Source organism: Hyphomonas sp. NPDC076881, from assembly GCF_050269995.1.
In the GTDB taxonomy this organism is placed as follows: domain Bacteria; phylum Pseudomonadota; class Alphaproteobacteria; order Caulobacterales; family Hyphomonadaceae; genus Hyphomonas.
This window is the reverse complement of sequence record NZ_JBNNJJ010000017.1, coordinates 41,940-66,047: the sequence shown is the minus strand read 5'-3', so window position 1 is coordinate 66,047 and position 24,108 is coordinate 41,940. Positions and strand designations below refer to the sequence as shown.

The 24,108-nt window shown below is 62.7% G+C and carries 23 protein-coding genes and 1 tRNA gene; 19 read left to right on the top strand and 5 right to left on the bottom strand.

Annotated elements, in window-relative coordinates:
- Positions 1 to 85: 85 nt before the first annotated feature.
- From ACQKI2_RS16425 to hflX, 6 genes are all read left to right on the top strand, one after another.
- Positions 86 to 2,362: an ATP-binding protein gene (locus tag ACQKI2_RS16425; protein ID WP_427380706.1), complete on the top strand. Its 2,277-nt coding sequence runs from the start codon at positions 86 to 88 to the stop codon at positions 2,360 to 2,362.
- A 13-nt stretch (positions 2,363 to 2,375) separates the two neighbouring features.
- Positions 2,376 to 3,761, top strand: coding sequence for a sigma-54-dependent transcriptional regulator (locus ACQKI2_RS16420; protein WP_427380705.1), 1,386 nt, complete (start codon positions 2,376 to 2,378; stop codon positions 3,759 to 3,761).
- Between the two features lie 24 nt (positions 3,762 to 3,785).
- Entirely contained in the window at positions 3,786 to 5,159 is a 1,374-nt protein-coding gene (trkA, locus tag ACQKI2_RS16415; RefSeq protein WP_427380704.1) for a Trk system potassium transporter TrkA, read from the top strand.
- A gap of 3 nt (positions 5,160 to 5,162) precedes the next feature.
- Positions 5,163 to 6,569, top strand: coding sequence for a potassium transporter TrkG (locus ACQKI2_RS16410; protein ID WP_427380702.1), 1,407 nt, complete (start codon positions 5,163 to 5,165; stop codon positions 6,567 to 6,569).
- 80 nt (positions 6,570 to 6,649) lie between these two features.
- Complete coding sequence (hfq, locus tag ACQKI2_RS16405; protein WP_035597036.1) at positions 6,650 to 6,898, top strand: RNA chaperone Hfq; 249 nt, start codon at positions 6,650 to 6,652, stop codon at positions 6,896 to 6,898.
- Positions 6,899 to 6,904: 6 nt separating this feature from the next.
- Positions 6,905 to 8,233, top strand: coding sequence for a GTPase HflX (gene hflX, locus ACQKI2_RS16400; protein WP_427380701.1), 1,329 nt, complete (start codon positions 6,905 to 6,907; stop codon positions 8,231 to 8,233).
- Positions 8,234 to 8,329: 96 nt separating this feature from the next.
- On the opposite strand, the gene ACQKI2_RS16395 is transcribed toward hflX, so the two are convergent.
- A complete protein-coding gene (locus ACQKI2_RS16395; protein ID WP_427380700.1) occupies positions 8,330 to 8,737 on the bottom strand; it encodes a GIY-YIG nuclease family protein in 408 nt (135 codons plus the stop codon).
- A 90-nt stretch (positions 8,738 to 8,827) separates the two neighbouring features.
- Positions 8,828 to 9,655 carry a nucleoside triphosphate pyrophosphohydrolase gene (gene mazG, locus ACQKI2_RS16390; RefSeq protein WP_427380699.1) on the bottom strand — a complete coding sequence of 276 codons (828 nt, stop codon included), beginning with the start codon at positions 9,653 to 9,655 and terminating at the stop codon, positions 8,828 to 8,830.
- A gap of 161 nt (positions 9,656 to 9,816) precedes the next feature.
- On the opposite strand from mazG, the gene ACQKI2_RS16385 reads away from it, so the two are divergent.
- From ACQKI2_RS16385 to maiA, 12 genes are all read left to right on the top strand, one after another.
- Positions 9,817 to 10,689 carry a 2-dehydro-3-deoxygalactonokinase gene (locus ACQKI2_RS16385; protein ID WP_427380698.1) on the top strand — a complete coding sequence of 291 codons (873 nt, stop codon included), beginning with the start codon at positions 9,817 to 9,819 and terminating at the stop codon, positions 10,687 to 10,689.
- Between the two features lie 34 nt (positions 10,690 to 10,723).
- Positions 10,724 to 11,602, top strand: coding sequence for an SMP-30/gluconolactonase/LRE family protein (locus tag ACQKI2_RS16380; RefSeq protein WP_427380697.1), 879 nt, complete (start codon positions 10,724 to 10,726; stop codon positions 11,600 to 11,602).
- Positions 11,603 to 11,744: 142 nt separating this feature from the next.
- A complete protein-coding gene (gene secE, locus ACQKI2_RS16375) occupies positions 11,745 to 11,963 on the top strand; it encodes a preprotein translocase subunit SecE (protein ID WP_035597051.1) in 219 nt (72 codons plus the stop codon).
- A gap of 44 nt (positions 11,964 to 12,007) precedes the next feature.
- Positions 12,008 to 12,550 carry a transcription termination/antitermination protein NusG gene (gene nusG / locus ACQKI2_RS16370; RefSeq protein ID WP_035597054.1) on the top strand — a complete coding sequence of 181 codons (543 nt, stop codon included), beginning with the start codon at positions 12,008 to 12,010 and terminating at the stop codon, positions 12,548 to 12,550.
- An 83-nt stretch (positions 12,551 to 12,633) separates the two neighbouring features.
- A tRNA-His gene (locus ACQKI2_RS16365) sits at positions 12,634 to 12,710 on the top strand.
- A gap of 633 nt (positions 12,711 to 13,343) precedes the next feature.
- On the top strand, positions 13,344 to 14,504 hold the full coding sequence (locus ACQKI2_RS16360) for an OmpA family protein (RefSeq protein WP_427380696.1): 1,161 nt from the start codon (positions 13,344 to 13,346) through the stop codon (positions 14,502 to 14,504).
- Positions 14,505 to 14,617: 113 nt separating this feature from the next.
- Positions 14,618 to 15,877, top strand: coding sequence for a hydrolase (locus ACQKI2_RS16355; protein ID WP_427380695.1), 1,260 nt, complete (start codon positions 14,618 to 14,620; stop codon positions 15,875 to 15,877).
- 2 nt (positions 15,878 to 15,879) lie between these two features.
- Entirely contained in the window at positions 15,880 to 16,920 is a 1,041-nt protein-coding gene (locus ACQKI2_RS16350) for an arginine N-succinyltransferase (protein ID WP_427380694.1), read from the top strand.
- Positions 16,920 to 18,374 (top strand): succinylglutamate-semialdehyde dehydrogenase, encoded by a 1,455-nt coding sequence (gene astD, locus ACQKI2_RS16345; RefSeq protein ID WP_427380693.1) that lies wholly within the window; start codon positions 16,920 to 16,922, stop codon positions 18,372 to 18,374. The genes ACQKI2_RS16350 and astD overlap by 1 nt, the downstream gene beginning before the upstream one ends.
- Before the next feature lie 14 nt (positions 18,375 to 18,388).
- Positions 18,389 to 19,222, top strand: a complete 834-nt coding sequence (locus ACQKI2_RS16340; protein WP_427380692.1) for a class I SAM-dependent methyltransferase — start codon at positions 18,389 to 18,391, stop codon at positions 19,220 to 19,222.
- On the top strand, positions 19,219 to 20,541 hold the full coding sequence (locus ACQKI2_RS16335) for an N-succinylarginine dihydrolase (protein WP_427380691.1): 1,323 nt from the start codon (positions 19,219 to 19,221) through the stop codon (positions 20,539 to 20,541). The genes ACQKI2_RS16340 and ACQKI2_RS16335 overlap by 4 nt, the downstream gene beginning before the upstream one ends.
- Positions 20,538 to 21,188, top strand: coding sequence for a maleylacetoacetate isomerase (gene maiA / locus ACQKI2_RS16330; protein WP_427380690.1), 651 nt, complete (start codon positions 20,538 to 20,540; stop codon positions 21,186 to 21,188). The genes ACQKI2_RS16335 and maiA overlap by 4 nt, the downstream gene beginning before the upstream one ends.
- Positions 21,189 to 21,198: 10 nt before the next feature.
- Here maiA and ACQKI2_RS16325 read toward each other — a convergent pair whose 3' ends face one another.
- Genes ACQKI2_RS16325 through ACQKI2_RS16315 form a run of 3 tightly spaced genes read right to left on the bottom strand, consistent with a single transcriptional unit; the run spans position 21,199 to position 23,316 of the window.
- A complete protein-coding gene (locus ACQKI2_RS16325) occupies positions 21,199 to 21,927 on the bottom strand; it encodes a hypothetical protein (protein WP_427380689.1) in 729 nt (242 codons plus the stop codon).
- Between the two features lie 14 nt (positions 21,928 to 21,941).
- Complete coding sequence (locus tag ACQKI2_RS16320) at positions 21,942 to 22,313, bottom strand: DUF6285 domain-containing protein (RefSeq protein ID WP_427380688.1); 372 nt, start codon at positions 22,311 to 22,313, stop codon at positions 21,942 to 21,944.
- Entirely contained in the window at positions 22,306 to 23,316 is a 1,011-nt protein-coding gene (locus tag ACQKI2_RS16315; RefSeq protein WP_427380687.1) for a phosphotransferase family protein, read from the bottom strand. Before ACQKI2_RS16315 ends, ACQKI2_RS16320 begins: the two co-directional genes overlap by 8 nt.
- 78 nt (positions 23,317 to 23,394) lie before the next feature.
- Here ACQKI2_RS16315 and ACQKI2_RS16310 point away from each other — a divergent pair, with 78 nt between their 5' ends.
- Positions 23,395 to 24,108 carry a DUF502 domain-containing protein gene (locus tag ACQKI2_RS16310; RefSeq protein WP_427380686.1) on the top strand — a complete coding sequence of 238 codons (714 nt, stop codon included), beginning with the start codon at positions 23,395 to 23,397 and terminating at the stop codon, positions 24,106 to 24,108.

Sequence of the window (24,108 nt, the reverse complement as noted above, 5' to 3'; positions counted from 1 at the left end):
GCTTTAGTGCACCACTGTTGCGGGCAGGACACTGATAGTGTGTCCCGTTTGCAACGGGGCGGGGCTCCAACAGAACCGGAACTGAGTGTCGACCACAGCTAACTCACAGGCCAACAAGGCAAGCTGGGCCCTGTTTGAAGGGCTTTTCATCATCGCGGCCCTCGTCGCGGTGTTTGCGACCTTTATTGCCATTTCCGGCGTCGTTCCCGACGACCCGACGGCCGGCGCCACCCCCTGGCTGCTGGGGCTGAACTTCATTCTCCTGACCGTCCTCGCCATCATCGTGACGCGGGAATACCTTCAGATCCGCGTCGGCAAGGAAGATGGCAGCGGCAAGCTGGCCCGCCGGTTCGTGCTGCTGTTCGGCTTCTCGGCGCTGATCCCGGCCATGGTGGTTGCGGTCTTCATGGGCACCTTCATCACCCGCGGCCTCGACCGCTGGCTGGGGGAGCGGGTTGACCATCTGATGGAGCAGAATGCGGAGATCTTCCGCACCTATGTGGAGAACTTCCAGTCGACATTCGATTCCGACATGCGCCTGGCGGCCATGGATGTGGAAAGCTTCGCCCGGCAGGTGGACAAGAGCCTCGAAATCGCCCCGCCCACCGAAGACGGCGACGGGGCGATCTATGATTATGCTTCGGCCACCTTCTTTGACGGGCTGCGCTCGGAACTGGCCAGCCGGGAATTCCTGACCATCGCCATTCTCGGCGCGGACGGGGTGGACCTTGTGGCCGAGGCGAGCGTTCAGGAGCCGATCCTGCTGCTGCCGCCCAAATCTGCCTATGTCGAGGCCGATCAGGGCTCGGTGGCAACCACCCTTTACGAGGCGCGCGGCATCGCCACCGCGCTGATCCGCATTTCGGCGCCCACGGACGGGTACATCTATGCCGTGAAGGTGTTCGACCGGAACGCGGCGCGCTCGCTGCGCGAAGCGGAAGCGGCGCTGGAGGAATACTACGCCGCCAAGCGCAGCGGCGGGCGGCTGCAGCTGATCTTCGTGATCGGCTATGCCCAGATTGCCGGTCTTGTGTTGCTGCTGGCGGGACGTTTGGGGCTTGAGGCGGCGGGCCGTGTCACCGGCCCCATCGGACGCCTGGCATCGGCGGCCCATACCGTACGCGACGGCGATCTCAGCGTGCGCGTGCCGGTCACCGGGCCGGTCGATGAACTGCACGCCCTGGCGCATTCCTTCAACGCGATGACCGAACAGCTTGCCACGCAGCGGGAAGACCTCATCCGTGCCCGGAACGATGAAGAAGACCGGCGCCGCTTTGTCGAAACCCTGCTGGCAGAGCTAGGCGCGGGGGTCATGCGCGTGGGGCCCGATGGCCTTATCAGCCTGGCCAACCGCTCGGCGGCGGAACTCCTGGGCCTCACAGGCCAGATGGAAGGCGCGCCCCTGTCGGAAGTGGCCCCGCAGTTCGAGCGCTATGTGCGCGATACGATCGAGCGGGACGCGCCGGTAGACGCGACGCTGGACGTGAGTGTCGGCGGCGAGAACCGGAATATCCGCCTGAAGACGGCCCTGGGGCCGGAGGGCGGCTGTGTGATCACCTTCGATGACACGACCCGCCTGGTGAACGCCCAGCGCCAGTTGGCCTGGCGAGACGTGGCCCGCCGCATTGCCCATGAGATCCGCAATCCGCTGACGCCGATCATGCTGTCTACGGAGCGTCTGAAGCGCCGTTATGGCCCGAAGATCGATGACCCCGATGGCGTGTTTGACCGCTGCATCGAGACGATCCTGCGCAAGGTTGATGACATTGCCCATATGGTGGAGGAGTTCTCTTCCTTCGCCCGGATGCCCAAGCCGAGCGTGGCGCCGTTTGATATGCGCCCGCTGCTGCAGGGCGCGATTTTCTCGCAGACTGTCGTGTCGCCCGACATCGAAATCGAGATGGACACAAATCTCGAAACCGCGCCTTTCCTGGGGGATGAGCGCCTTCTGGGCCAGGCCTTCGGGAACCTCCTGAAGAACGCCGCAGAGGCCATCGAAGGGCAGTCTGTCGGCGATGACGTTTACGGCCATATCCGCATCATCCTGCAGAAGGACGTGCGCGGCCTGGAGATCATCATTGAGGATAACGGTCCTGGTTTCCCCGCTGAGGTGCGCAACCGCCTGCTGGAACCCTATGTAACGACGCGCGAGAAGGGCACCGGCCTTGGCCTCGCCATCGTCAACCGCATCATCGTCGATCATGGCGGCTCAATTTCCCTGCAGAACCGTCCTGACGGTCTGCGCGGCGCCCGCGTGCGCGTGCTGCTGCCGGAAAATGGCGCGCTGGCGATGCAGTTTGAAGACATGTCCGCAGAAGAGGCAGGCGCCGAAGGCCGCGTGCCCTACCCGTTGAATTTGTAGAGGAGAGACGTGCATGGCACTCGACATCCTGGTAGTTGATGATGAGCCCGATATCCGTGAACTGATGGCCGGCGTCCTCGGCGATGAAGGCTATGCCGTGCGCACTGCCGACACGGCAGAGCGCGCGCTGGAGGAAGTGCGTTCGCGAACGCCCCGGCTCGTGATCCTGGATGTCTGGCTTCAGGGCAGCGGCATGGATGGCCTTTCCGTGCTGAAATATCTGAAGTCGATTGACCCGATCCTCCCGGTCATCGTCATCAGCGGCCACGGCAATATCGAAACGGCCATCGCTGCCATCCGGCGCGGCGCGTTCGATTTCATCGAGAAGCCGATCAAGGCTGACCGTCTGATGCTGGTGGTGGAGCGGGCCATCGAGGCTGCCGCCCTGCGCTATGAGAACGCCGCGCTGCGCAACCGCACGGGCGATGAGGAGCGCTGGATCGGCAACAGCCAGGCCGCCGCTGCCCTGCGCGCCTCGCTGGACAAGGTTGCGCCGACCAATTCCCGCGTACTGATTTCCGGGCCGGCCGGGGTTGGCAAGGAACTCGCCGCGCGCCTCATCCACAAGAATTCCGCCCGCGCCGATGGCCCGTTCGTGGTGGTGAACGCGGCCACGATTGCGCCGGATCAGATGGAGATCGCTCTCTTCGGCGAGGAAGATCAGCAGGGGCGCACTGTCCGTGTCGGCCTGTTCGAGCGCGCGCATACCGGCACGCTGCTGCTGGATGAAGTGGCGGACATGCCCATCGGCACCCAGAACAAGATCCTTCGTGTGCTGACCGAGCAGCGTTTCCAGCGCGTGGGCGGCCGGTCTGATGTGACGGTCGATGTCCGCGTGATGGCGGCGACGACGAAAGACCTAAAGGCGGAAATCGACGCGGGCAATTTCCGCGAAGACCTGTTCTACCGTCTCAGCGTCGTGCCGCTGCGCGTGCCCTCCCTGTCGGAGCGGCGGGACGATATCGTGGAACTCGCCAACTATTTCTGCGAGCGCATCGCCGAAACCTCGGGTCTCACCTATCGCAGTTTTACCCAGGAGGCGCTCGCCGTGCTTCAGTCGATGGAATGGCCGGGCAATATCCGCCAGCTGCGCAACCTGGTGGAGCGTATCCTCATCCTGTCGCCTGCCGATTCCAACCGGCCGATCAGTGTGGACGAATTGCCGCGCGACCAGGGCCGGGGGCCCTCTCCGGCGGCCAAGGCGGGCTCTGCAGAGCTGGTTGGCCTTTCCCTGCGCGACGCGCGCGAACAGTTCGAGCGGGAATATCTTACCCTGCAGATCACCCGTTTTAACGGAAATATCTCGCGAACTGCCGAGTTCATCGGTATGGAGCGGTCAGCACTGCACCGAAAATTAAAGGCTTTGGGGATATCGACGGGCGTTCGTCAGGATTCCTGAGCCAGACGCTGAAGGCTTGAAGATATGCACGTTCTGATCTGCGGCGCCGGGCGGGTAGGGCAGGGCATTGCCCGCCGCCTTGCTCGGGAAAAGCACGAGATCACCATTATCGACGAGAGCGCCGATCTTGTGGATCAGGTGTCGATTGATCTGGATGTGCGCGGGATTGTCGGACATGCGGCGCACCCCGATGTGCTCAAGCGCGCCCGCGCGGCCGATTGCGAGATGATCATTGCCGTCACCCATTTCGACGAAATCAACATGGTGATCTGCCAGATCGCCCACACGCTGTTCTCGGTGCCGTTCAAGATCGCCCGTGTGCGTGACCGGTCCTATCTGGAGCCGGCCTGGAAAAACATCTTCTCCCGCGAGGGCCTGCCCATCGACATGGTGATCTCGCCGGAGGCTGAAGTGGGAGACGCCATCCTCCAGCGGTTCCGCACGCCCGGCACGATCATGAGCGCGAATTTCGCCGGCGGGCAGATCAAGCTGCTCGGCTTCGAACTGCGCGCCGACAATCCGCTGATCGATGTGGCGGTTGACCAGTTCAAAGGTCTGTTCCCGGATCTTTCTGCCCGCATCATCGGCATCGGCCGGGGCGACGCGGTTCACGCCCCGCGCGGCAAGGATGTGCTCAAGCCTGGCGACCGCGCCTATATCGCCGTTTTCGATGCCCATGCCAGCCGCCTTACCTCCATCTTCAACACCGAGCAGAGCCGTCTCGATCACGTCGTCATCGTCGGCGGCGGCAATGTCGGCCTGCATGTGGCCAAGATGCTGGAGAAGGAAAGCCATATCCGCGTCCGCCTGATCGAGCGTGACAGCGAGCGCGCCAACAAGGCCGTGGCGGCCGTCAAGCGCTCCATCGTCATCCAGGGCGATGGTCTGAACCCGGACATCCTCGCCGAAGGCGGCGTGGACCGGGCCGATTTCGTCATCGCCATTACCGATGATGACAAGGCCAACCTCCTGATCTCCAACCTCGCCAAGCGCGCCGGTGCCAAGCGGGCGCTTGCCCTCATCAACTCGCCAGAGCTTGCCGGCCTCGCCTCCGACATGCGTGTGGACACCGTTCTCGATCCGCGCGCGCTGACCGTCTCGCAGATCCTGATGCGCATGCGCCGGGGCCGCATTCTCAACCTGCAGTCCCTGGAAGATGGCATGGCGGAAGTGGCCGAAGGCATTACGCTGGAAACTTCCTCGCTGATCGGCAAGCCGCTCGGCTATGACGACCTTCCCGAAGGTATGACGGCGGCCGCCATCGTGCGCGGCAATCAGATCATCATGGCCGAAGAAGGTGTCACCGTGCGCCCCGAAGATCATCTCATCGTCTTCTATGAGGCCGAGATGGTGCGCACGGTCGAAAAGTTCTTCCGGGTTAACCCGGATTATTTCTGATCCATGAATTATTCGTCGGTCGTCCGTGTTCTTGGCCTGCTGATGCTCATCCTGGCAGGCTGCGCGGCATCGGCTGCCTTGCTCGCCTGGGCGATGGGGGAAACCCCGCAGATCATTTCCTTCGGCGCCACGGCGCTCGGCATTTCGGTTTTTGCGTCCAGTGTTCTGCTGCTGGCGCCAAAGCCTTCCCGCCGCGCCCGCCCGTCTGATGCGCTTGCCGTTGTGCTGCTCTGGTGGTTCCTCTCGCCCGTGGCGGCCGCCATGCCCTTCGTGTTCGGCGTGGCCAACGACTCCGTTGCTGCCGCGCTGTTCGAGGCCGCTTCCTGCCTCACAACCACCGGCCATTCCATTCTGGGCTTTCCCGAATCCGCCTGGCCTATCAGCCTGCTTTACTGGCGCGGCATTCTGCACCTGCTGGGCACCTATGCGGCCGTCGTGATGGCGGCCGGCGTGTTTGCGGCGATCAATCTCGGCGGCCCCGGCGTTCATCGCACGGTGTTGTTCACCGTTCCCGACGCCAGCTATTTCGATGCCATGCCCCGCATCTGTGCCGGCGTCGGCCTGATGCTGGGCATTTCCGTCGGCTTCATCCTGCTGCTGCTGCTGATGGCGGGCGTGCCCCCGGTGCGGGCGCTGGCCGATGCGGTCAGTGTCATCTCCACGGGCCTTGTTCTGCCGGATGCGGAGACCTTCCTGCCGCCCAATCCGGTGGCGAGTTTCATATTGGCTGCGGGCCTGGCTGTTGGCGCGCTGGGCCTGGCCGTGTGGCTGCCCTTGCGTATCGGCGCTGTGCGTTCCGCGATCACGGACCCCGAAACGGTGGTCTTTTTGCTGTTGATGCTGATCTTTGCGGCCGCAACCCTTCCGCTCGGCGTGTCGATGATGAATGGCCTCGGCTGGTCCCTGGCCAGCCTGTCGACGTCCGGCATCCCGCTCTCGGCCGGGGCGCGCGACGCCGAGATCCCGCTGACGCTTGCCGTGCTGCCCGCGCTGATCGGGGGCTCTGCCCTCTCGGCGGCGGGCGGGATCAAGATTGCCCGCTTTATCGTGCTGGGGCAGCGCGCCGGGCAGGAGTTCCGCCAACTCGGCTATCGCCGCTCAATCCTCAGCTTCCGCTTCCGCGACCGCGAGCTGGACGAGCGCAGCGTCATCGGCGTGTGGGTGTATTTCATCGTCTATGCGGGGGCGGTCTTCTCGGTGATCGCGGTGCTGGCCTTCCTCAACGTGCCTTTCGAGGAGTCGATTCGGCTCTCCATCGGCGCGCTGACCAGCTCCGGCGGGCTGATTGGGCAGGCCACAGACAATCTGGGTCCGGTGGGTCAGATCCTGCTCAGTATTGCCATGGTTTTAGGCAGGGTTGAAATTCTGACCGTGTTACCGGCTCTTTCCCTAAGCTTCTGGCGGGGGTAAAGGGGGAACACCCTTGCGCAGGGTAAACAATGACATTAGCTGCGCAGGATAAGACAACAAAAACAAGAAAGAAAAAACTGATGTCCGCCGATAAGAAGCAAAACCTCCAGGACACTTTCCTCAACGCCGTCCGCAAATCGCGCACCCCGCTCACCGTCTTCCTCGTCAACGGTGTAAAGCTCCAGGGTGTTGTCACATGGTTTGACAATTTCTGCATCCTCCTCCGGGGTGACGGACGCCCGCCGCAGCTGGTTTACAAGCATGCCATCTCGACCATCGCGCCCAGCGCGCCGGTCCAGCTCTTCGATGAGGAAATGGACGGAGACTGATCCCGTTTGACTGAAAAACTGATTGACCGCCTTCCGTCGCCGGAAATTGCCGGCGTCGTGATCCCGTGGTTCACACCGAGGGACCGGCCGGGTCCGGACCGTTTGTCCGAAACCGCCGGTCTCGTCGAAGCTCTTGGCTGTGAGCTGGGCTTCATCCGGCCCGATCATGTCCGTGAAGTGAATTCTTCCTTCCTGCTGTCGGGCGGCCTGCTTGACCGTATGGCGAATGACATTGCCGAGACGAACGCCACGCTCGCCGTCATCGACGCCTCGCTCACCCCCGTTCAGCAGCGCAACCTTGAAAAGCGCCTCGGCGTGAAGGTGATCGACCGGACTGGCCTGATCCTCGAAATCTTTGGCCTGCGGGCGCGCACCAAAGAGGGCCGCCTGCAGGTGGAACTTGCGCGCCTCCTGTATGAGCGCTCGCGTCTCGTGCGCACTTGGACCCACCTTGAGCGCCAGCGCGGCGGGGGCGGCTTCCTCTCCGGTCCCGGCGAAAGCCAGCTTGAGGCAGACCGCCGGATGCTGGACGACAAGATCGTCCGTCTGCGGCGTGATCTGGATGATGTGAAGCGCACCCGCGAAGTGCAGAGGGCAGGGCGCCGGCGTTCCGGCAAACCTGTCATTGCGCTGGTCGGGTATACGAACTCTGGCAAGTCTACCCTGTTCAACCGGCTGACCGGGGCCGATGTGTTCGCCAAGGACATGCCCTTCGCCACGCTCGACCCCACCATCCGGCGGCTGGACCTGCCAACGCTGGGCGAAGCGGCCCTGATTGATACCGTCGGTTTCATCACCGACCTGCCCACCCACCTGATCGACAGTTTCCAGGCAACGCTTGAAGAATCGCTGCAGGCGGACCTGCTCGTCCATGTTCGCGACCGGTCGAGCGCGTCGGATATGGAGCAGGCGGAGGATGTGGCGCTGGTGCTGGAGCGGTTGGAAACTGAGTCCGGGCTCCCATTGCCGCCAATGATCGAGGCCTGGAACAAGATGGACGCGCTCTCACCGGAGCGGGCCGAGTCCCTTTCCGCGCTAGCGGCGATCACGGATGATCCACCCGCCGCGGCTGTTTCGGCGCTCACGGGCGAGGGCATCGGAAACCTGCTGGAGTTGATCGAGAAATCACTCCTCCGGGGCCGGACAGAAATCCGTCTCACCCTCAGCCCCGCAGATGGCAAGGCGCGCGCCTGGCTTCATCAGCATGGAGAGGTGATCTCGGAAACCCAACTCGACGATGGCGGCACGGATATCTCCGTTCGCCTCTCAGCCGAGCGGCTGGGCCAGTTCCGCGCAGAATTCTCCGCACTGGCCGCCAATATTTCAACAGCTTGAAGCCCGCCCATCCTTCGACTTCGCTCAGGATGAGCTCCTTGAAAGTTGCACAACGCCTCAAAGCTCATCCTGAGCGAAGTCGAAGGATGGGCGGGCTCACTCATTATCCGCATCAGGATGTGTCAACTTGTAGAACAGCCCTTTCTCGTGGATCGCAGGTGCCGTCCGTGACTTTGCCAATTCTTTCAGCTCATCCCAGTCGCCATTGATGAAGGCAATCTTCTTGGCCCGGCTCCAGCCTTTCAATTGCCGCTCGAAACAAACCGCATCGTTTGGGTCTTCGAACTCGCCTGACCAGACGAGCTTCACCGGCCGGCGCCGGAAGGTATAGGCCTTGGGATAGAGGCCCTGATTGTGTTCGTGCACGCGGTTTTCAGGATCATCGCCGCGATGTGAGCCGACATAAAAGCGCCCGTCGGAACATTCGAGAATATAGACCCAGAACTGCATCGCTCGACGATAGCAAGTTCCAGATGCGAGGCCAGCGCCTTCGTGCCCGCCCATCCTTCAACTTCGCTCAGGATGAGATCCTCAAGTGAAGCGCTTCTTAGCTCATCCTGAGCGAAGTCGAAGGATAGAGCGGGCTCCGAAGCTTCACTCCCGTTCCGCCTTCTTCACGCCCTGCCAGTAGGCTTCCTGCTCATCGAGGCTAAGCGACGCAAAATCTACGCCCGCCTCTGCCGCTGCCGCCTCCATCGCCCGGAAACGGCGCTCGAACTTTGCGTTTGCCCGCCGCAGGGCCTGTTCCGGGTCAACAGATAGCCGGCGCGCAAGGTTTGCGGCCACGAACAAGAGATCACCGATCTCGTCCTCTATGGCGTCGGCGTCTCCGCTCGCCATCGCCTCTTTCACTTCGGCAGTCTCTTCTTCCAGCTTGTCGAAGATGTGCGCCGCTTCGGTCCAGTCGAAGCCCGTCCGGGCCGCCCGCTTCTGCAGCTTCTCGGCGCGCAGCAGAGCGGGCAGGGAAAGCGCCACACCGGAGAGCGCGCTGGTGTCCTCTGCCTTCTTGCCCTTCGCGGCCCGTTCGGCAGCTTTCACTTCCTCCCATGCCACCGTCTGGCCTTCCGCGTCCCGGCCGTCGGCGGCGACGAACACATGCGGGTGGCGGCGAATCATCTTGTCATTGATGGCGCCCACCACATCAGCTAGCGCAAAGGCGCCCGCCTCCTCGGCCATGCGGCTGTGGAAGATCACCTGGAACAGCAGGTCGCCCAGCTCCTCCCGCAGGTCGCCCATGTCGCCGCGCTCGATGGCATCGGCCACCTCATAGGCCTCCTCGATCGTATAGGGGGCAATGGTCGCGAAGGTCTGTTCCAGATCCCAGGGGCAGCCGGTTTCCGGCGTGCGCAGCCGGGCCATGATGTCCACCAGCTTCAGAAGCGCCTCTGCCGCCTTTGCGGGTTTGGACTCGTTTGAAGACATGGCTGCTGCTCCGCCTGGCTGATCCTGCTCTCCCCCGTGTTTAGGCCCGCGCCGCGCCGCAGCAAGAGCAATAGGGCATCTTGCGTCTTGCGCCGGAGCATTCGCTGGCCCACACCGGATGAGGAAACGTCAGATGCGTCGGTCATCGGAAAGCAGTTGAGATGAAAGACAGCCTCGCGCTGATTGGCCTGGACTGGTCAGGCTCCCGGCTCTCGGCTTGGGCCTATGATGGGGAGGGAGAGATCCTGTCCTCTACCGTGATGCACGAGCCGGAGCGAATCGCTGCGTCCGAATATCTCTCGCGCATCCGCTTCCATGTCAGCGAGTGGCTGGGGGCGTGGCCGGACGTGCCGGTCATCGTGTCCGGCGATGTGGGTATTCTGTCCCAATCTGTCACCAACGTGTCCATTCCTGGTCCCCTGATGGCCCTGCCGGGTCACCTGATGGCGCGCGATGGCATCTGGATTGTGCCCTGGCTGCGCCAGCTTTCTCCGCCGGATATGTCGTGCGGCTCCGAGACCATTCTTGCGGGGCTGGGCGAAGATCACGCCGCCGTCTGCATCGCCGGCCGCCACACGCGCCACTATGATCTGGAACATGGCCGCATCCTGGGTCTCTCCACCGAAATCACCTCCGAGCTGCGAGATCTGCTGCTCACGGCCGGCGCTCTGGCGCTGAAGGACGGCCCGGCCCAGATCTTCGATCCGCGCGTCTTCCGCGAATGGGTCGAGCGCGCGCTCGATACCGACGACGCACCCCCGGTTTTCGCTGTGGAAGCAGCCATCTTCACCGGCCAGCTTGACCCTGCCTGCAAGGCGGCGGCGATTGCCGGCCTGCTGATTGGCGCCGATGTGGCGGCTCATTACGATCCCGGCGATGAAGTGCTGCTGGTGGCCGATGGCCCGCTGCGGGAGGCCTATGGCCTTGCCCTGGATGCCCTGGGCGCTGACGTTGACGAAATTTCCGCCAGTGAGGCGCTGCGGGAGGGCTTGTTTGAACTCGCCGACCTTGCGGGTCTTCTCGGCGAGGATTAATTCGCCCTTTCCATCCATTGCGACGGTCTCCGCCATGATCCTTTCCCCTGAATGCGTTGCGCCAACCGGCTGTATGCAGGGCGAGGCGCCGCTGTGGAGCCCCTCTGAGGGCTTCCTCTGGTGGGTCGATATCCGCCGGGCAAAACTGCACCGCTACAATCCCAAGACCGGCAATACCCGCCGCTATGACCTGCCGGTGAAGGCCAGCAGCCTGGCGCTGTATGGGGGCCATCTGCTGATGGCGGCTGACCGGGAGATCGGTTTCTTCGATCCGGCCAATGAGGCCTATGAGCGGCTGTGCACCCTTCCGGATGAACCGCCGACCAATCGCACCAGTGACGGCGGCGTTGCGCCGGACGGCTCGTTCTGGTTCGGCACGATGGACGAGGCCGAGCGTGATCCGAGCGGGGTTTATTACCGCTATGGCCCCGACAAGACGGTGGCGCCGCTGCGCCTGCCATCGGTGCTGGTCACCAAGACGCTGCAATTCTCGCCGGACGGGCGCACCTTTTACACCTGCGACAGTGCCGAGGCGGAAATCCTGGCCTTCGACGTGAACCCGGAAACGGGCGCGCTTTCTGGGCGGCGGACCTTTGCGTTTACGCACGAGCTGGGCGGTCTGCCCTATGGCGCGACGGTTGACAGCGAAGGGGGCCTCTGGGTCTGCCTGCATGGCGCGTCCCGCGTGGCCCGGTTTGCGCCGGATGGAACGCTGGACAAGGTCATCATCCTCGCCGCGCCGCTGCCCACCGGCTGCGCCATTGGGGGGCAGGACATGCGCACCCTTTTCATCACGACCGCCAGAACCGGGCTCAGCTTTCCCCAGCTCGATGCGCGGCCGCTCTCCGGCAGCCTGTTTGCTGTGGAAGTGGACGTGCCCGGCCTGCCACCCAGGGCTTTCGGCAAGGTTTAGGGCAGGGCGGGGCTTGTTTCGGAGAGCAACTCACCGCACATCTGCAGCGGGTTGGCGCTCCTGAAGAGGAGTTCCATGCATATTTGCCGTGGACGCGGGCGTCCAAAAGGGCTAATCGCCCGCCTTTCAAGTGAGTGGTGACATGGCCGTTAAGGACCAGAAGGAAAAGAAGAAGCGGGTTGGACCGGTTACATTCCTGCGCCAGGTGCGTGCGGAAGGTAACAAGGTGACATGGACTTCGCGCCAGGAGACGATCCAGGCGACGATTTTCGTGCTCATCATGTCGATCCTGATCGCGATATTCCTTTTCCTGACCGATACAGTCATAACCCTGTTCGTGAATTTCGTACGCGGCGCTTGATGGCTGCCGTGACGCCAACAGACCTTCCGGAGCGCGTTCGCCCCATGCCTGATGCCAAGTGGTACATTGTCCACGCCTATTCCAACTTCGAAAAGAAGGTGGCCGCCACGATTCGCGAACAGGCGGAGCGCAAGGGCCTGCTGCACCTGATCGAAGAGATCGAAGTGCCGACTGAAGAAGTCGTCGAGGTTGCCCGCGGCAAGAAGAAGACGGTCGAGAAGCGGTTCTTCCCCGGCTATGTGCTGATGAAGGCCCAGCTGACCGACGATATCTATCACCTGGTCAAGGACACGCCGAAGGTTTCCGGCTTCCTGGGTGCTGAAGGCGGGAAAAAGCCGCTGCCGGTCCGTCAGAAGGAAGTTGACCGCATTCTCGGCAAATCGACCGACACCTCGGCTGAGCGTCCGCGTCCGAAGGTCAGCTTCGAGATTGGTGAGCAGGTTCAGGTCAATGATGGCCCGTTCCAGGGCTTCGAAGGCGCTGTCGAGGAAATCGACGAGGCGCATGGCCGCCTGAAAGTCACCGTTTCGATCTTTGGCCGGGGCACTCCGGTCGATCTGGAATTCGACCAGGTTGTGAAGATCTGATATTTTTCGGCAGGGCAGAGGCTTCGGGCCGCTTCTCTCTGCTTGAAACCCTTTTCCGGTAGCTGTATGTCGCCGGAACAGATGCCGCCTTAGCTCAGTTGGTTAGAGCGCTGGTTTGTGGAACCAGAGGTCCTCCGTTCAAGCCGGAGAGGCGGTACCATCTCTCCCCCTCCATTCCAGTTTCGCCTTCGTGAGCGCCAGATGATCTGGCTGGCGCCTTGCTGTTCGGGGCTGGGGTGCGCGCCGGCTGGAGAGCTGGGTTTCCCGCTTTGGTTGCGATCCTGGATGCAGATTCCGGGCAGCGATGCACGGCCCTTTCCCGTCGGCGTTCCGGCGCAATGCGAGCGATGGTCTTCCGGTCTGGACCATTGGCCTGCACCGCTTCAGCAGTCTCCCTTCCGGAACAGAATCCCGGCCTCAGCCGTTAGGCAGAGGCAAGCCTGATTCGGCGAAGAATCTGCCTGTGGCACCGAAACCGGCCGGTTTGGGCGGAGGTTGTGGAATTCGGCCGGAAAATCAAAAAATTTGCCTCCGGGCTGGAACCAAGGCCCGGATCGCTGCGTTTGTGAATTGTCGTTCAGCGTACGTTAACAATGCGTTGTTTGACGGCTATGGTGACCTGTTGCAAAAGGGTCTCGGTAAGCGAAAATTTCCACCGCATTCGGGGGTATTGGGACTAAAAATGCTCGCGGACGGCGGAAAAAACGTTTAACACCAAAGCATGCGGTTGATACCCGCTATGAACCTGCGGCCGAGGACAATCCCGTCATCGGCACACAAAAGGGGATTGAGTATGAAGAAAACTCTGTTGTGCGCGACTGCCGCGGCCGCTTTTGCGACTGCTGGCGCCACGGCGCACGCCGAAGACGGCTGGTATTCGCGCGCGGACGTCCAGTATTCCTTCGACGGCACTGTTGATCACGATCCGACCGCAGCCTTTGCTGGTTCGATGGTTGGCGACTCGTCGGTTTCCGAAAACCTCGGCCTGAGCGTTGGCCTTGGTTATGGCTTCGCCAATGGCCTGCGCCTTGAGGGCGTGCTCGGCCAGCGCGGTGGCGATCTTGATGTTCCCAACGGCATCAACGGTACGCTCACGGGCGCGACGGCTGCGCCGGCTGGCTACGCCAGCGTCACTGACCTGATGGTCAATGGCCTTTACGACTTCAACAAAGGTGGCACGATCCAGCCTTACATCGGTCTCGGTGTTGGTGGCGCGCGCGTGGACGCAAAAGCATCCAACCGTACGCTTGCGGCTGGCGCCGCTGCAAACGGCTTCTCGGACAAAGCCTCGGGCATCGCCTATCAGGGTCTGCTCGGCCTCGGCTTCAAACTGTCTGAGCGTCTCACCATGGACGTCGGCTACAAGTATTTCACTGTTGAAGACCTCAACTTTGATGGCAAAGCAGGGACCGCAGGTTCTTATGACGTAGACTACCAGGATCACACCGCGACCCTGGGCGTGCGTTATTCGTTCGCTGCGCCGCCGGCACCTCCGCCGCCGCCCCCGCCGCCGCCCCCGCCGCCTCCTCCGCCTCCGCCCCCGCCGCCTCCTCCGCCGCCTCCGCCGGAAGAGACCGCCCCGCCGCTGGCCCAGCAGTGCTCTGCACTCAGCCAGGAGTTCGTGGTGTACTTCGAGTGGGATCGTTCGGATCTGACGAGCCAGGCTTCGGCAGTTATCGATCAGGCTGTGGCCAACATTCGTTCGGTTGAAGGCTGCTCGGCCGGTTCGGTGACCATCGTTGGTCACACCGACACCTCGGGTAACGCTGACTACAACCAGCGTCTGTCGGTTCGCCGCGCTGACGTGGTTGCTTCCGCTCTGACCCAGCGCGGCATTGCCAACACGCTGATCGCGAAAGACGGTAAAGGTGAAACCGCCCTCGCCAAAGCAACGCTTGACGGTGTTCGCGAGCCGCTGAACCGCCGCTCGGAAGTCACGATCATCGTTCAGTAACGGCGATTGATTTCTCTAAGGAAACGGCCCGGCGAAAGCTGGGCCGTTTTTTTGTTTTCCCGGGGGAAGGGCAGAGGCTTGCCGCGTGCCTTCACCTGTGAAACCAAGGGGCCATGACCCAACTCAGCTCCCTTTCCCGCGAAGACGAGGCCGCGCGCGAGCGCCTCGCTGCAGCCGCCCCCGACATGATTGCCCGGACCCGCGCCTGGTCCTCCGTCAATACCGGCAGTTATAATATCCCCGGCCTGAAAACGCTGGCGCCCATGCTTGCAGATGCCTTCTCGGCGCTCGAGGCCGATGTGCGTCTTGTGGAGGGGCCCGGCTTTGACAATGTCGGCGCGGATGGCCGGGTGGTGCAGATGCATACCGGGCCGATTATCAAGGTCAGCTCCCGGCCTGCCGCCCCGATACAGGTCGTTCTGTCCGGCCATTATGATACGGTCTTCCCGCCGGGCACGTTCGAAACCATTCGAGACCTGGGTAATGGCCAGATCAATGGCCCCGGCATGGCAGACATGAAGGGCGGGCTGAGCCTCATGCTCGAAGCGCTCAAGACCTTTGAAAGTGGTCCGTTCAAGGATCGTCTCGGCTATCAGATCGTGATCACGCCGGACGAGGAAATCGGAAATTTCGCTTCGTCAGCGGCGCTGACGGAGGCTGCCCGTTCTGGCGCGCACATAGGTATGACGTATGAGCCAGCCATGGAAACGGGCGCGATGTCCGGCGGCCGCAAGGGCTCTGCCGTGTTTGACATCGTCCTGCATGGCCGGGCGGCGCATGCTGGCCGCGCGAAGGAAGAAGGCCGCAGTGCCATTGAGGCGGCGGCGGAACTCGTTCTCGGCCTGGAAGCGCTGAATGGCCAGCGCGACGGGGTAACCTTCAACGTCGGCGCCATCGAGGGCGGCAGCCCGGTCAATATCGTGCCGGATCTGGCCGTTGTTCGCTTCGGCGCGCGCGCGCCCGATGCGGAGGCCTCAGCCTGGGCCACCCGGGAGGTGGAGCGTCTGTTTGCGCGCGCCTCGGCGCGCGATGGCATTCACGGTCACCTGCATGGCGGTTTTTACCGTCCTCCGAAGCCTCGCAACGCGGCGCAGCAGGCGCTGTTCGACGCCATCCATGCCACCGGCCAGGCGATCGGTCTTGAACTCGAATTTGTCGATACCGGCGGCGTTTGCGAAGGGAATAATATCTTTGCGGCGGGTGTTCCGAACGTTGATACGCTGGGTGTGCGCGGCGGACGGATTCACTCCGATGAAGAGTTTGTGATCATTGACAGCTTTGCTGAGCGCGCGACGCTTTCGGCGCTTATCCTGAACCGGCTGGCCGATGGGCGGATGGACGGAAAGCGCATCAAGGAATTGATGGGGCGCTGAGTATGAGCATTGAATATGTAATGCGCCCCTCGAGGCTCGACGATCTCGAGGCTCTGATGGAACTGGCCGAATTGTCCGGACCCGGATTTACCAGCCTGCCTGTGGATGAGCCGATCCTGAGGGAGCGGCTCGAGAAATCCGACCAGGCATTTCACGGCCGGCAGAAAAATCTTCAGTATGGAAAGTATCTGATGATGATGGAGCATGCGCCGACCGGGAAGGTCGTCGGATGTTCCGCGGTAAAGGCCGGCACGGGCATCGACCAGCCCTTTTTCAACTACCGTATCATCACGCTGGCGCAGGCCAGCCACGCCGCCGGCAACCTTCGCTTCGACATGGATGCGCTGGTGCTGACGAACGAATATGTCGGCTACACGGAAGTTGGCACATTGTTCCTCAAGCCGGATCACCGGGGCGGCGGCGCCGGGCGGCTGGCGGCCCAGTCGCGCTATCTTCTGATGGCCGCAGCCCCGGATCGTTTCAGCGACAAGGTGTTGGCGGAGCTGCGCGGGGTTGTTGATGACACCGGAGAGTCTCCCTTCTGGGAGTGTCTTGGGCGGCACTTTTTCCGGATGGATTTCGCCGAGGCAGACAGGCTTTCGGCGATCACGGACAATCAGTTCATTGTCGATCTGATGCCGCGCTATCCGGTGTATGTTGACCTGCTGCCGCCAGAGGCTCGGGAGGTGATCGGGCGCTGTCACTCTGAAGGTGTCGGGGCTTACAAATTGCTGCAATGGGAAGGCTTCGAGTTTGACCGGACGGTGGACATCTTCGATGGCGGCCCATTGGTGGCGGCGCAAAGGCGTCACATCCGCACAATTCAGGAAAGCCGCGTTGTCACGGTAGAGGCGGGCGATGTGGATGGTGATCCGGATGCGCGCCAGGGGCTTCTTTCCAGCAACAGGCTTCCCGATTTCCGCGTTTCCCTTGGAAAATTCCTGCGGCGGGGCGAAAGCAATCTGGTTGTTTCCGCAGACATTCTGGACGCATTGCACCTGAAGCCCGGCATGCCGGCGCGCCTCTGGGTACGGAGCAAGTAATGAAAAACGGCGTATATATTGATGGCAAGTGGCGCCCCGGAAATGGCGCTGCCTTCGCCAAGCATTGCCCGGCGACCGGCGAGGTCAGCTGGGAAGGGCGCTCGGCGGATGCCGCCGAAGTGGCCGCCGCCGTTGCCTCTGCGCGGGCGGCTTTTCCCGGCTGGGCCAGGACGCCGGTTGATGAGCGGATCGCCATCATGGAGCGATACGCCGACGAGATCGGCAAACGCGCGGCGACTATCGCCGAAGCGATCAGCCGCGACATGGGCAAGGCGCTCTGGGATTCCCAGGCAGAAGCGGCCACGATGAAGGCCAAGATCGGTGTTTCCGTGGCGGCCCTGAAAGAGCGCGCCGGAGAGCGCGATGAGCCGGCCGCCTTTGGCCAATCCCGCCTGACGCATCGCCCGCATGGTGTGATGGCCGTGTTCGGACCCTTCAACTTCCCCGGCCACCTGCCGAACGGGCATATCGTGCCGGCGCTGCTGGCGGGCAACACCTGCGTATTCAAGCCGTCTGAACTGGCCCCCTCCGTGGCAGAGATCATGGCGGATGCCTTTGCCGCCGCCGGGCTCCCCGAAGGGTGCATAAACATCGTCCACGGAGGACGTGACACTGGCGCAGCGCTGATTGCTCAGCCGATCAACGGGCTGCTGTTTACCGGGTCTGCGGCCACGGGCGTGTTCTTCCATCGGCATTTTGCCGGCAGGCCGGATGTCATCCTGGCGCTGGAAATGGGGGGCAACAATCCCCTGATTGTCTGGGATCCTGCGGATGTGGACGCGGCGGCCGATATCGCTGCCCAATCGGCCTACCTCACAACCGGCCAGCGCTGTTCCTGCGCGCGCCGCCTGATCCTGCCGGAAGGCGCGTTCGGGGATGCCGTGATTGACGCTATCGCCGCGCGGGCCAGGGGCATTCGCGCCGGCGCCTGGAATGAACCCGGAATATTCATGGGCCCATTGGTTTCCCACCGGGCCGCAGCGCAGGCGGCCGAGTTTTACCAGATGCTCCTGTCGAAGGGCGCCAGGGCTATCTTGCCGCTGGAAACGGGCGCGCAGGGAACGGGCTTCGTTTCGCCGGGAATAGTAGATGTAACTGAGGCTCAGGATATTCCGGATGAGGAGCTTTTCGGGCCGTTGATCCAGGTAAGCCGCGCGGCGAATTTCGATGAGGCCATTCTGCGCGCCAATGCAACAAAATACGGTCTCTCCGGTGGCCTTGTCAGCGATGATGACGCGCTGTGGGCACGGGCCTATAGCGAGATGCGCGCAGGCGTGCTCAACAGAAACCGGCCGACCGCAGGGGCCAGCGGCGCCATGCCGTTTGGTGGGCCGGGGCTGTCAGGGAATTTCCGTCCGGGGGCGTATTATGCGGCCGACTATTGCGCCTGGCCGCAGGCCAGCCAGCTTGCCCCTAAGGCTGCGCGGATGACTGCGCCGGGCTTTCCGGCCTGAGAGGAGACAAGAAAATGGATAACACCTCGCAGATTGAGTACTGGAATGGCCCGGCAGGCCGCAAATGGGTGCGCGACGCAGACAGAATGGATGTGATGCTGTCGCCCTTTGTCGATGTGATCATTTCGCCCGTTCTGCCAGGGCCGGGGCAGGCCGTCATCGATATCGGCTGCGGCGCCGGGGCACTGTCGTTGAATGTGGCGGCCAGCGCCATGAATGTGTCGGTCACCGGTGTGGACGTGTCTGCCCCGCTCATCGAGTTGGCAAAACACAGGTCAGCCGCAGTGGGCGCTGGGATCGAGTTTGTGGTGGCGGACGCCGCAGTGTGGCGGCCGGCGCAGCCTGTCGATCTGGTCCTGTCGCGTTTCGGTGTGATGTTCTTTGCCGATCCGGTGGCCGCGTTTGCCAATATCCGTGCCGGCGTGAAACCCAAGGGGCGCCTGCGGTTCGCATGTTGGCGTCCGCTGGCGGAAAACACCTGGGCCCTGGCGCCCCTGCAGGCGGCGATGCACCTTCTGAAAACACCGCCCGCGCCGCCTCCGCCGGGCACTCCCGGCCCATTCGCGTTTGGTGATGCGGATCATGTTGGGCATATACTGACGGAAAGCGGCTGGTCCAACATTTCGATTACCCCCTGGGATGGCGATCTTGTTCTGCCCGGCGCTTCCGCAGAGGATACGGCAGAATTCATGCTGGAGATGGGGCCACTTTGGCGCGCCATTACCGAGCAGGGGATCGATCCGGATGTTGTGAAAGGCGCAGTTGTCACCCGGCTCAAGGAGCTTGCCGGAGAAGATGGCCGTACACGGCTCAAGGCGGCCGCCTGGATTGTCGAGGCTGAAGCATGACGCTCGCGGCTGAAGTCAACTTTGATGGCCTGATCGGGCCGAGCCATAATTATGGCGGCCTGTCAGACGGAAACCTGGCAAGTTCGCGCAATGCGGGGGATGTTTCAAACCCGCGCGAGGCGGCGATCCAGGGTTTGGAAAAGATGCGCTTTCTTGTGCGGGCAGGGCTCGTGCAGGGCGTGCTGCCGCCTTTGCCGCGTCCGAATTTTGATCTGCTTGTGTCGGCCGGGTTCTCCGGTTCGGATGCGGACATCATCGAGGCGGCCGGAAAGATCGCGCCGCGGCTCCTGAAGGCAGCCTATTCGGCAAGCAGCATGTGGACGGCGAATGCCGCCACAGTGTCGCCTTCGGCAGACACTGCGGATGGCTTGCTGCATTTCACGCCCGCAAACCTGTCCACCATGCTCCATCGCAGCCTTGAGCATCCCGATACGACGACAACGCTGATCTCGATTTTTTCCGGGGATCACAGATTTGCCGTTCATGGCGCCCTGCCGTCCCATTCGGATTTCTCCGACGAGGGCGCGGCAAATCACGTTCGTTTGTGTGCTGAGCATGGCGGCGCGGGCGTGGAATTGTTTGTATATGGCCGTGAAGCGGGCGAGATGGTTTCCGGCTTCCCGGCCCGCCAGACATTGCTGGCGGCGCAGTCCATCGCGCGGTCGCATGGCCTCAAGGAAGGGCGGACTGTATTTGCCCGGCAGGCAAAACGCGCGATTGAGGCAGGGGCGTTTCACAATGATGTGGTCTGCGTTGGCGCGCTGGACACCCTGTTCTTCCATGAAGCGGCGTTCGAGGATACCCGGAGCACGCTGGAAGCGCTGCGCCGGGCAGGCGATGGCCTGTTCGAGCTGAAGCCTGTCATGGTGCCTGAAGCCGAAGTGCCGCTGGAAGACGCGATCCGGTCTTACCTCTTCAATTCCCAGCTGCTCCAGTTCCCTGGCGAAGACAGGCTGGTACTCGTGGCCCCCCTGGAGGCGCAGGAGACCGCCTCAACCCGCCGCTTCTGTGAACAGATGGTGGCGGGCAACGGCCCGATCGGCAGGGTTGAGTTCGTTGATGTGCGCCAGTCGATGCGCAATGGGGGCGGGCCGGCCTGCCTGCGCCTGCGCGTGGTGATGACGCAGGACGAACTCTCCGAATGCCATTCGGGCGTACTGCTCGATGATGAGCTGATTGACGATCTGCAAGACGTCATTCGGAAAACCTATCGGGATCGTCTGTCCCCGGCTGATCTTGCTGACCCGGCATTTGCGGATGAATGCCGCATTGCCCGCGAGGAATTGCTGAGGGTGCTCGAGCTGGAGGACATTGCATGATCCGTCTTTATGATTACTGGCGCTCCTCGGCGGCCTACCGGGTGCGCATTGCACTCAATTTGAAGGGCGCGCCCTACGACCTTGTGCCGATCAACATTCTGGGCGGGGTTGATGAACAGCTTACGGATGAATACCGCAGCCTGAATCCGCAGATGCGCGTGCCTTCCATTGAGGTGGAGGGCCGGGTGGCCGGGCAATCCATGGCGATCATCGAGTGGATTGACGAGGCGCTGGAAGGCCCGGCGCTGCTGCCGGAAGAACCGTGGACCCGCCTTCAGGCGCGGGCATTTGCTGATGTCATCGCCTGCGATATCCACCCGCTCAACAATCTCAGCCCGCTTGCCTATCTGCGCAAGGAGTTCGGGGCTGATGAGGCCGCCATTTCGCGCTGGTATGCCGAATGGATCGTCCGGGGCTTCAGGGCGCTGGAGGACATGGCGCAGGCCTCAGCGGGCAGGGATTTCCTGTTCGGCGACGCGCCCGGCATCGCTGAAATCGCCCTCATCCCGCAGATGGCCAATGCCCGCCGGTTCAAGGTGGATCTGGCCGCGTTCCCGCGTCTTCTGGCGGTTGATGCGGCGTGCCGGGGGCTGGAGCCTTTCGTTCTGGCCGCGCCGGAAAACCAGCCTGCAGCCAAACCCGGCTAGCCGGTCCTGCTTAGTCTGTCTGGCCGGGGCGGCGGATGTCGATGATTTCGATTTCTTCCAGATCGCCCAGCGGCTCGGCCAGTTTTGGCGCGCTTCCGTCCAGCCAGTCGGCAAAACCGTCGATCACGGCGCCGCCGATCGGGCCCTCGCCAGCGACGACCCACTCGCCATCCGTCCGCTTGATCTCGACTGGAGCGGCGCAGACTTCGCCGGCTCCAAACCGGTCTGAGCAGACGCTGGCGGGATTTACGCCGGCCGCAAAGGCGGTTTCCTGGCCATCCAGCAGCAGCACGCCCCCAAAGCGCGCGCGGACCATCGGGTCGGCATTGATGACAGGCACCGTACTGGCCGGCAGGGGCTGGTTGCTGGCAATGACAAAGGCGCGGCCATTATTGTTCACGTCCAGATATTCCTGGAGCGCTGCGGCTGCGTCCTCGGCGAAGTTCGGCGCGCGCAGCTTGGGCGCATAGACCGGGCCGATGGCGTCCAGCGCAGCGGCGATGTCTTCGGGGTCGCGGCGGGTATCTGTTGCCAGCTGTACCACATCAATGGCCCAGCCACTGTCCCAGACGGCGGGCGGCTGCTCGGCGGGTTTCACGTCCCAGCTCTCGGCCTGTGAATAGTCGTAAGGATCAAGATGAACCGGTTCCGGCTCCGGGGCAGACATCAGCATCCACGCTGCCACGCCGCCTGCCGCCAGCAAGAGCGCGCCACCACCGATCAGAACAAACTTATTCATCTCAACCTCGCATGTTAGCGGGCTGCGGTACGGAGTCCCGAATAGCCCGGCTGATCGACAGACAATTGATCAATTGTGGTCGATTTTAGGTGGGTCAACAGGCCCGGCGTGCTGAGGTCAACCCGCTTGGTCCGGATTTCCTCACAGAGCTGGCGGTTCAGCTTACCCACATCAGCCTCATCCGACTTCAAAAGCGCTTGCAGGCGATCCCGCTCGCGGGCCTCTGCGCCCGGCCGCTGCTCCATTTCGCGCAGCACTGTGGCGAGCGCGTTGGAGGCGACCCGCGCGTGGAAAGCGGCGTGGCCCTGCAGCTGGACCATGGCGGTCTTGTCCAGGAAAGATTTGACCGCCTCGATCAGTTCCTTGGCGGAGGGGGCGTCATGCATGGCGTCCAAGTCCCTCAAACAGGTTGATGAGATCGATTTCGTTTTCAGACACGCGGCGGCCAATGGCGGCGCGCTCGACGCTGGGGTCCGCGCCGGTCTTGAAGGCGCCGTACATGGTCATGCACATGACGCCCCATTTGAGGCTGCCCATGATTTCCCACCAGTCGATGTCTGCCGGGCGATAGCGGGCGCCACCGGCGGCGGCGTAGGCATCCAGCAACTCATCGATCTGGCCAAAGCCGCCGACGCGATTTTCCGTCTGGCCAAAGCGCCAGGAATTGACGCATAGCCAGGCGATGTCTTCGCGCGGGTCGCCGATATGGGCGAGTTCCCAGTCGAGCACGGCGGCTAGGCCGTTTTCATCCACGATGAGATTCCCCAGGCGGAAATCCCCGTGCACCAGAACCGGATCAGCCGGTTCGGGCTCATTATCCTTCAGCCAGGCGAAGGCGAGTTCGAAAACCGGCCGGGGCAGATCGAATTCGCGATAAACGGCCTCATACTTGTCGATCTGGTTTCGTCCGGGGCTGGTGGGCAATTGGGGAAGGCCGCTCAGCGGCACCGAATGGATGCGCGCCAGCGCCTCGCCGCATTGCTGGGTCAGCCGCGTGCGGGCTGTTTCAAACTCGGCATCCCGCAGGATCTTCCGGCCCAGCGTTTCGCCCGCCACCCGCTTCATCACGAAGGCTTCGCCGAGGGCGGAGCCGGGCGGCGATACATGCCGCACGCCAGGCACGCGCACGCCTGCCTTGTCCGTCGCAGCCAGCAGGGCAGCTTCCATAGCCAGCGTGATGGCTTCAGAGCTGCGCGCGACCGCCGTTCCACCGGGCGCGCGGCGCAGAATCAGCGGCTCGCTTTTCTCGCCCGCCTCCACCTCAAAGGCCCAGGTTTCCTGGCTGGCGCCTCCCGATAGCCGGCGCAGACCGTCAATCGCAGCGGCTGCGCCATAATGCTCTCTGGCCCAATCACTCAGGCCCTTTTCTATGTCGTTCGCGGTTCCCATCTTCGCCACAATTACGCGGAAGAAGGGGCGCGCCAAGCGGTAACCCAGAGGAAGGCCGCAGCGTCACAGGGTCAGAAGATGTCAGAGAATGAAAAGCCCGATTTCGGGATCGTGGTCGTGAATGTGCCGCCAAAGCCGGGGCCGCTTGCCTGGCTGCGTGCGCGTTTCGTGGCCGGGATGCTGATCGCGCTGCCGATGGTGGCAACCTTCGCTATCCTCGACTTCTTCATCAGGATGATCGACAGCTGGGTGGTTCCGATCCTCCCGGCGGGCTTGCGGCCTGAAACCTATCTCAATTATGCCGTGCCAGGGTTCGGCCTGATCATTCTGCTGATCTTCCTCACGCTTCTGGGCGCAATCGCCACAAACTTCCTCGGCAAATATGTGGTCGACACGACCGACAGGGTCATGGCGCGCGTGCCTTTCGTGCGGTCCATCTATTCGGTGTTCAAGCAGATCCGGGATGTCTTCCAGACGAACGCCAGCGGTCAGTTCCGCGAAGTGGTGATGATCGAATATCCCAAGGAAGGCGCCTGGTGCATTGGCTTTGTGGCCGGGAAAGTCCGGGGGGAACTGGAGGCGAAGCTGGGCTCCGATTATATCGGCGTGTTCGTGCCCACCACGCCAAACCCCACGGGCGGGTTCCTGATCTATCTGCCCGAATCCAAGGTCATCCGGCTGGATATGACCTTGGAAGACGGGGCCAAGGCGATCATTTCGAATGGTCTCGTCCTGCCAGACTGGGTACCGCCCGGCCAACCGCTTTCCCCCAATTCCAACCCGGCAAAGTGA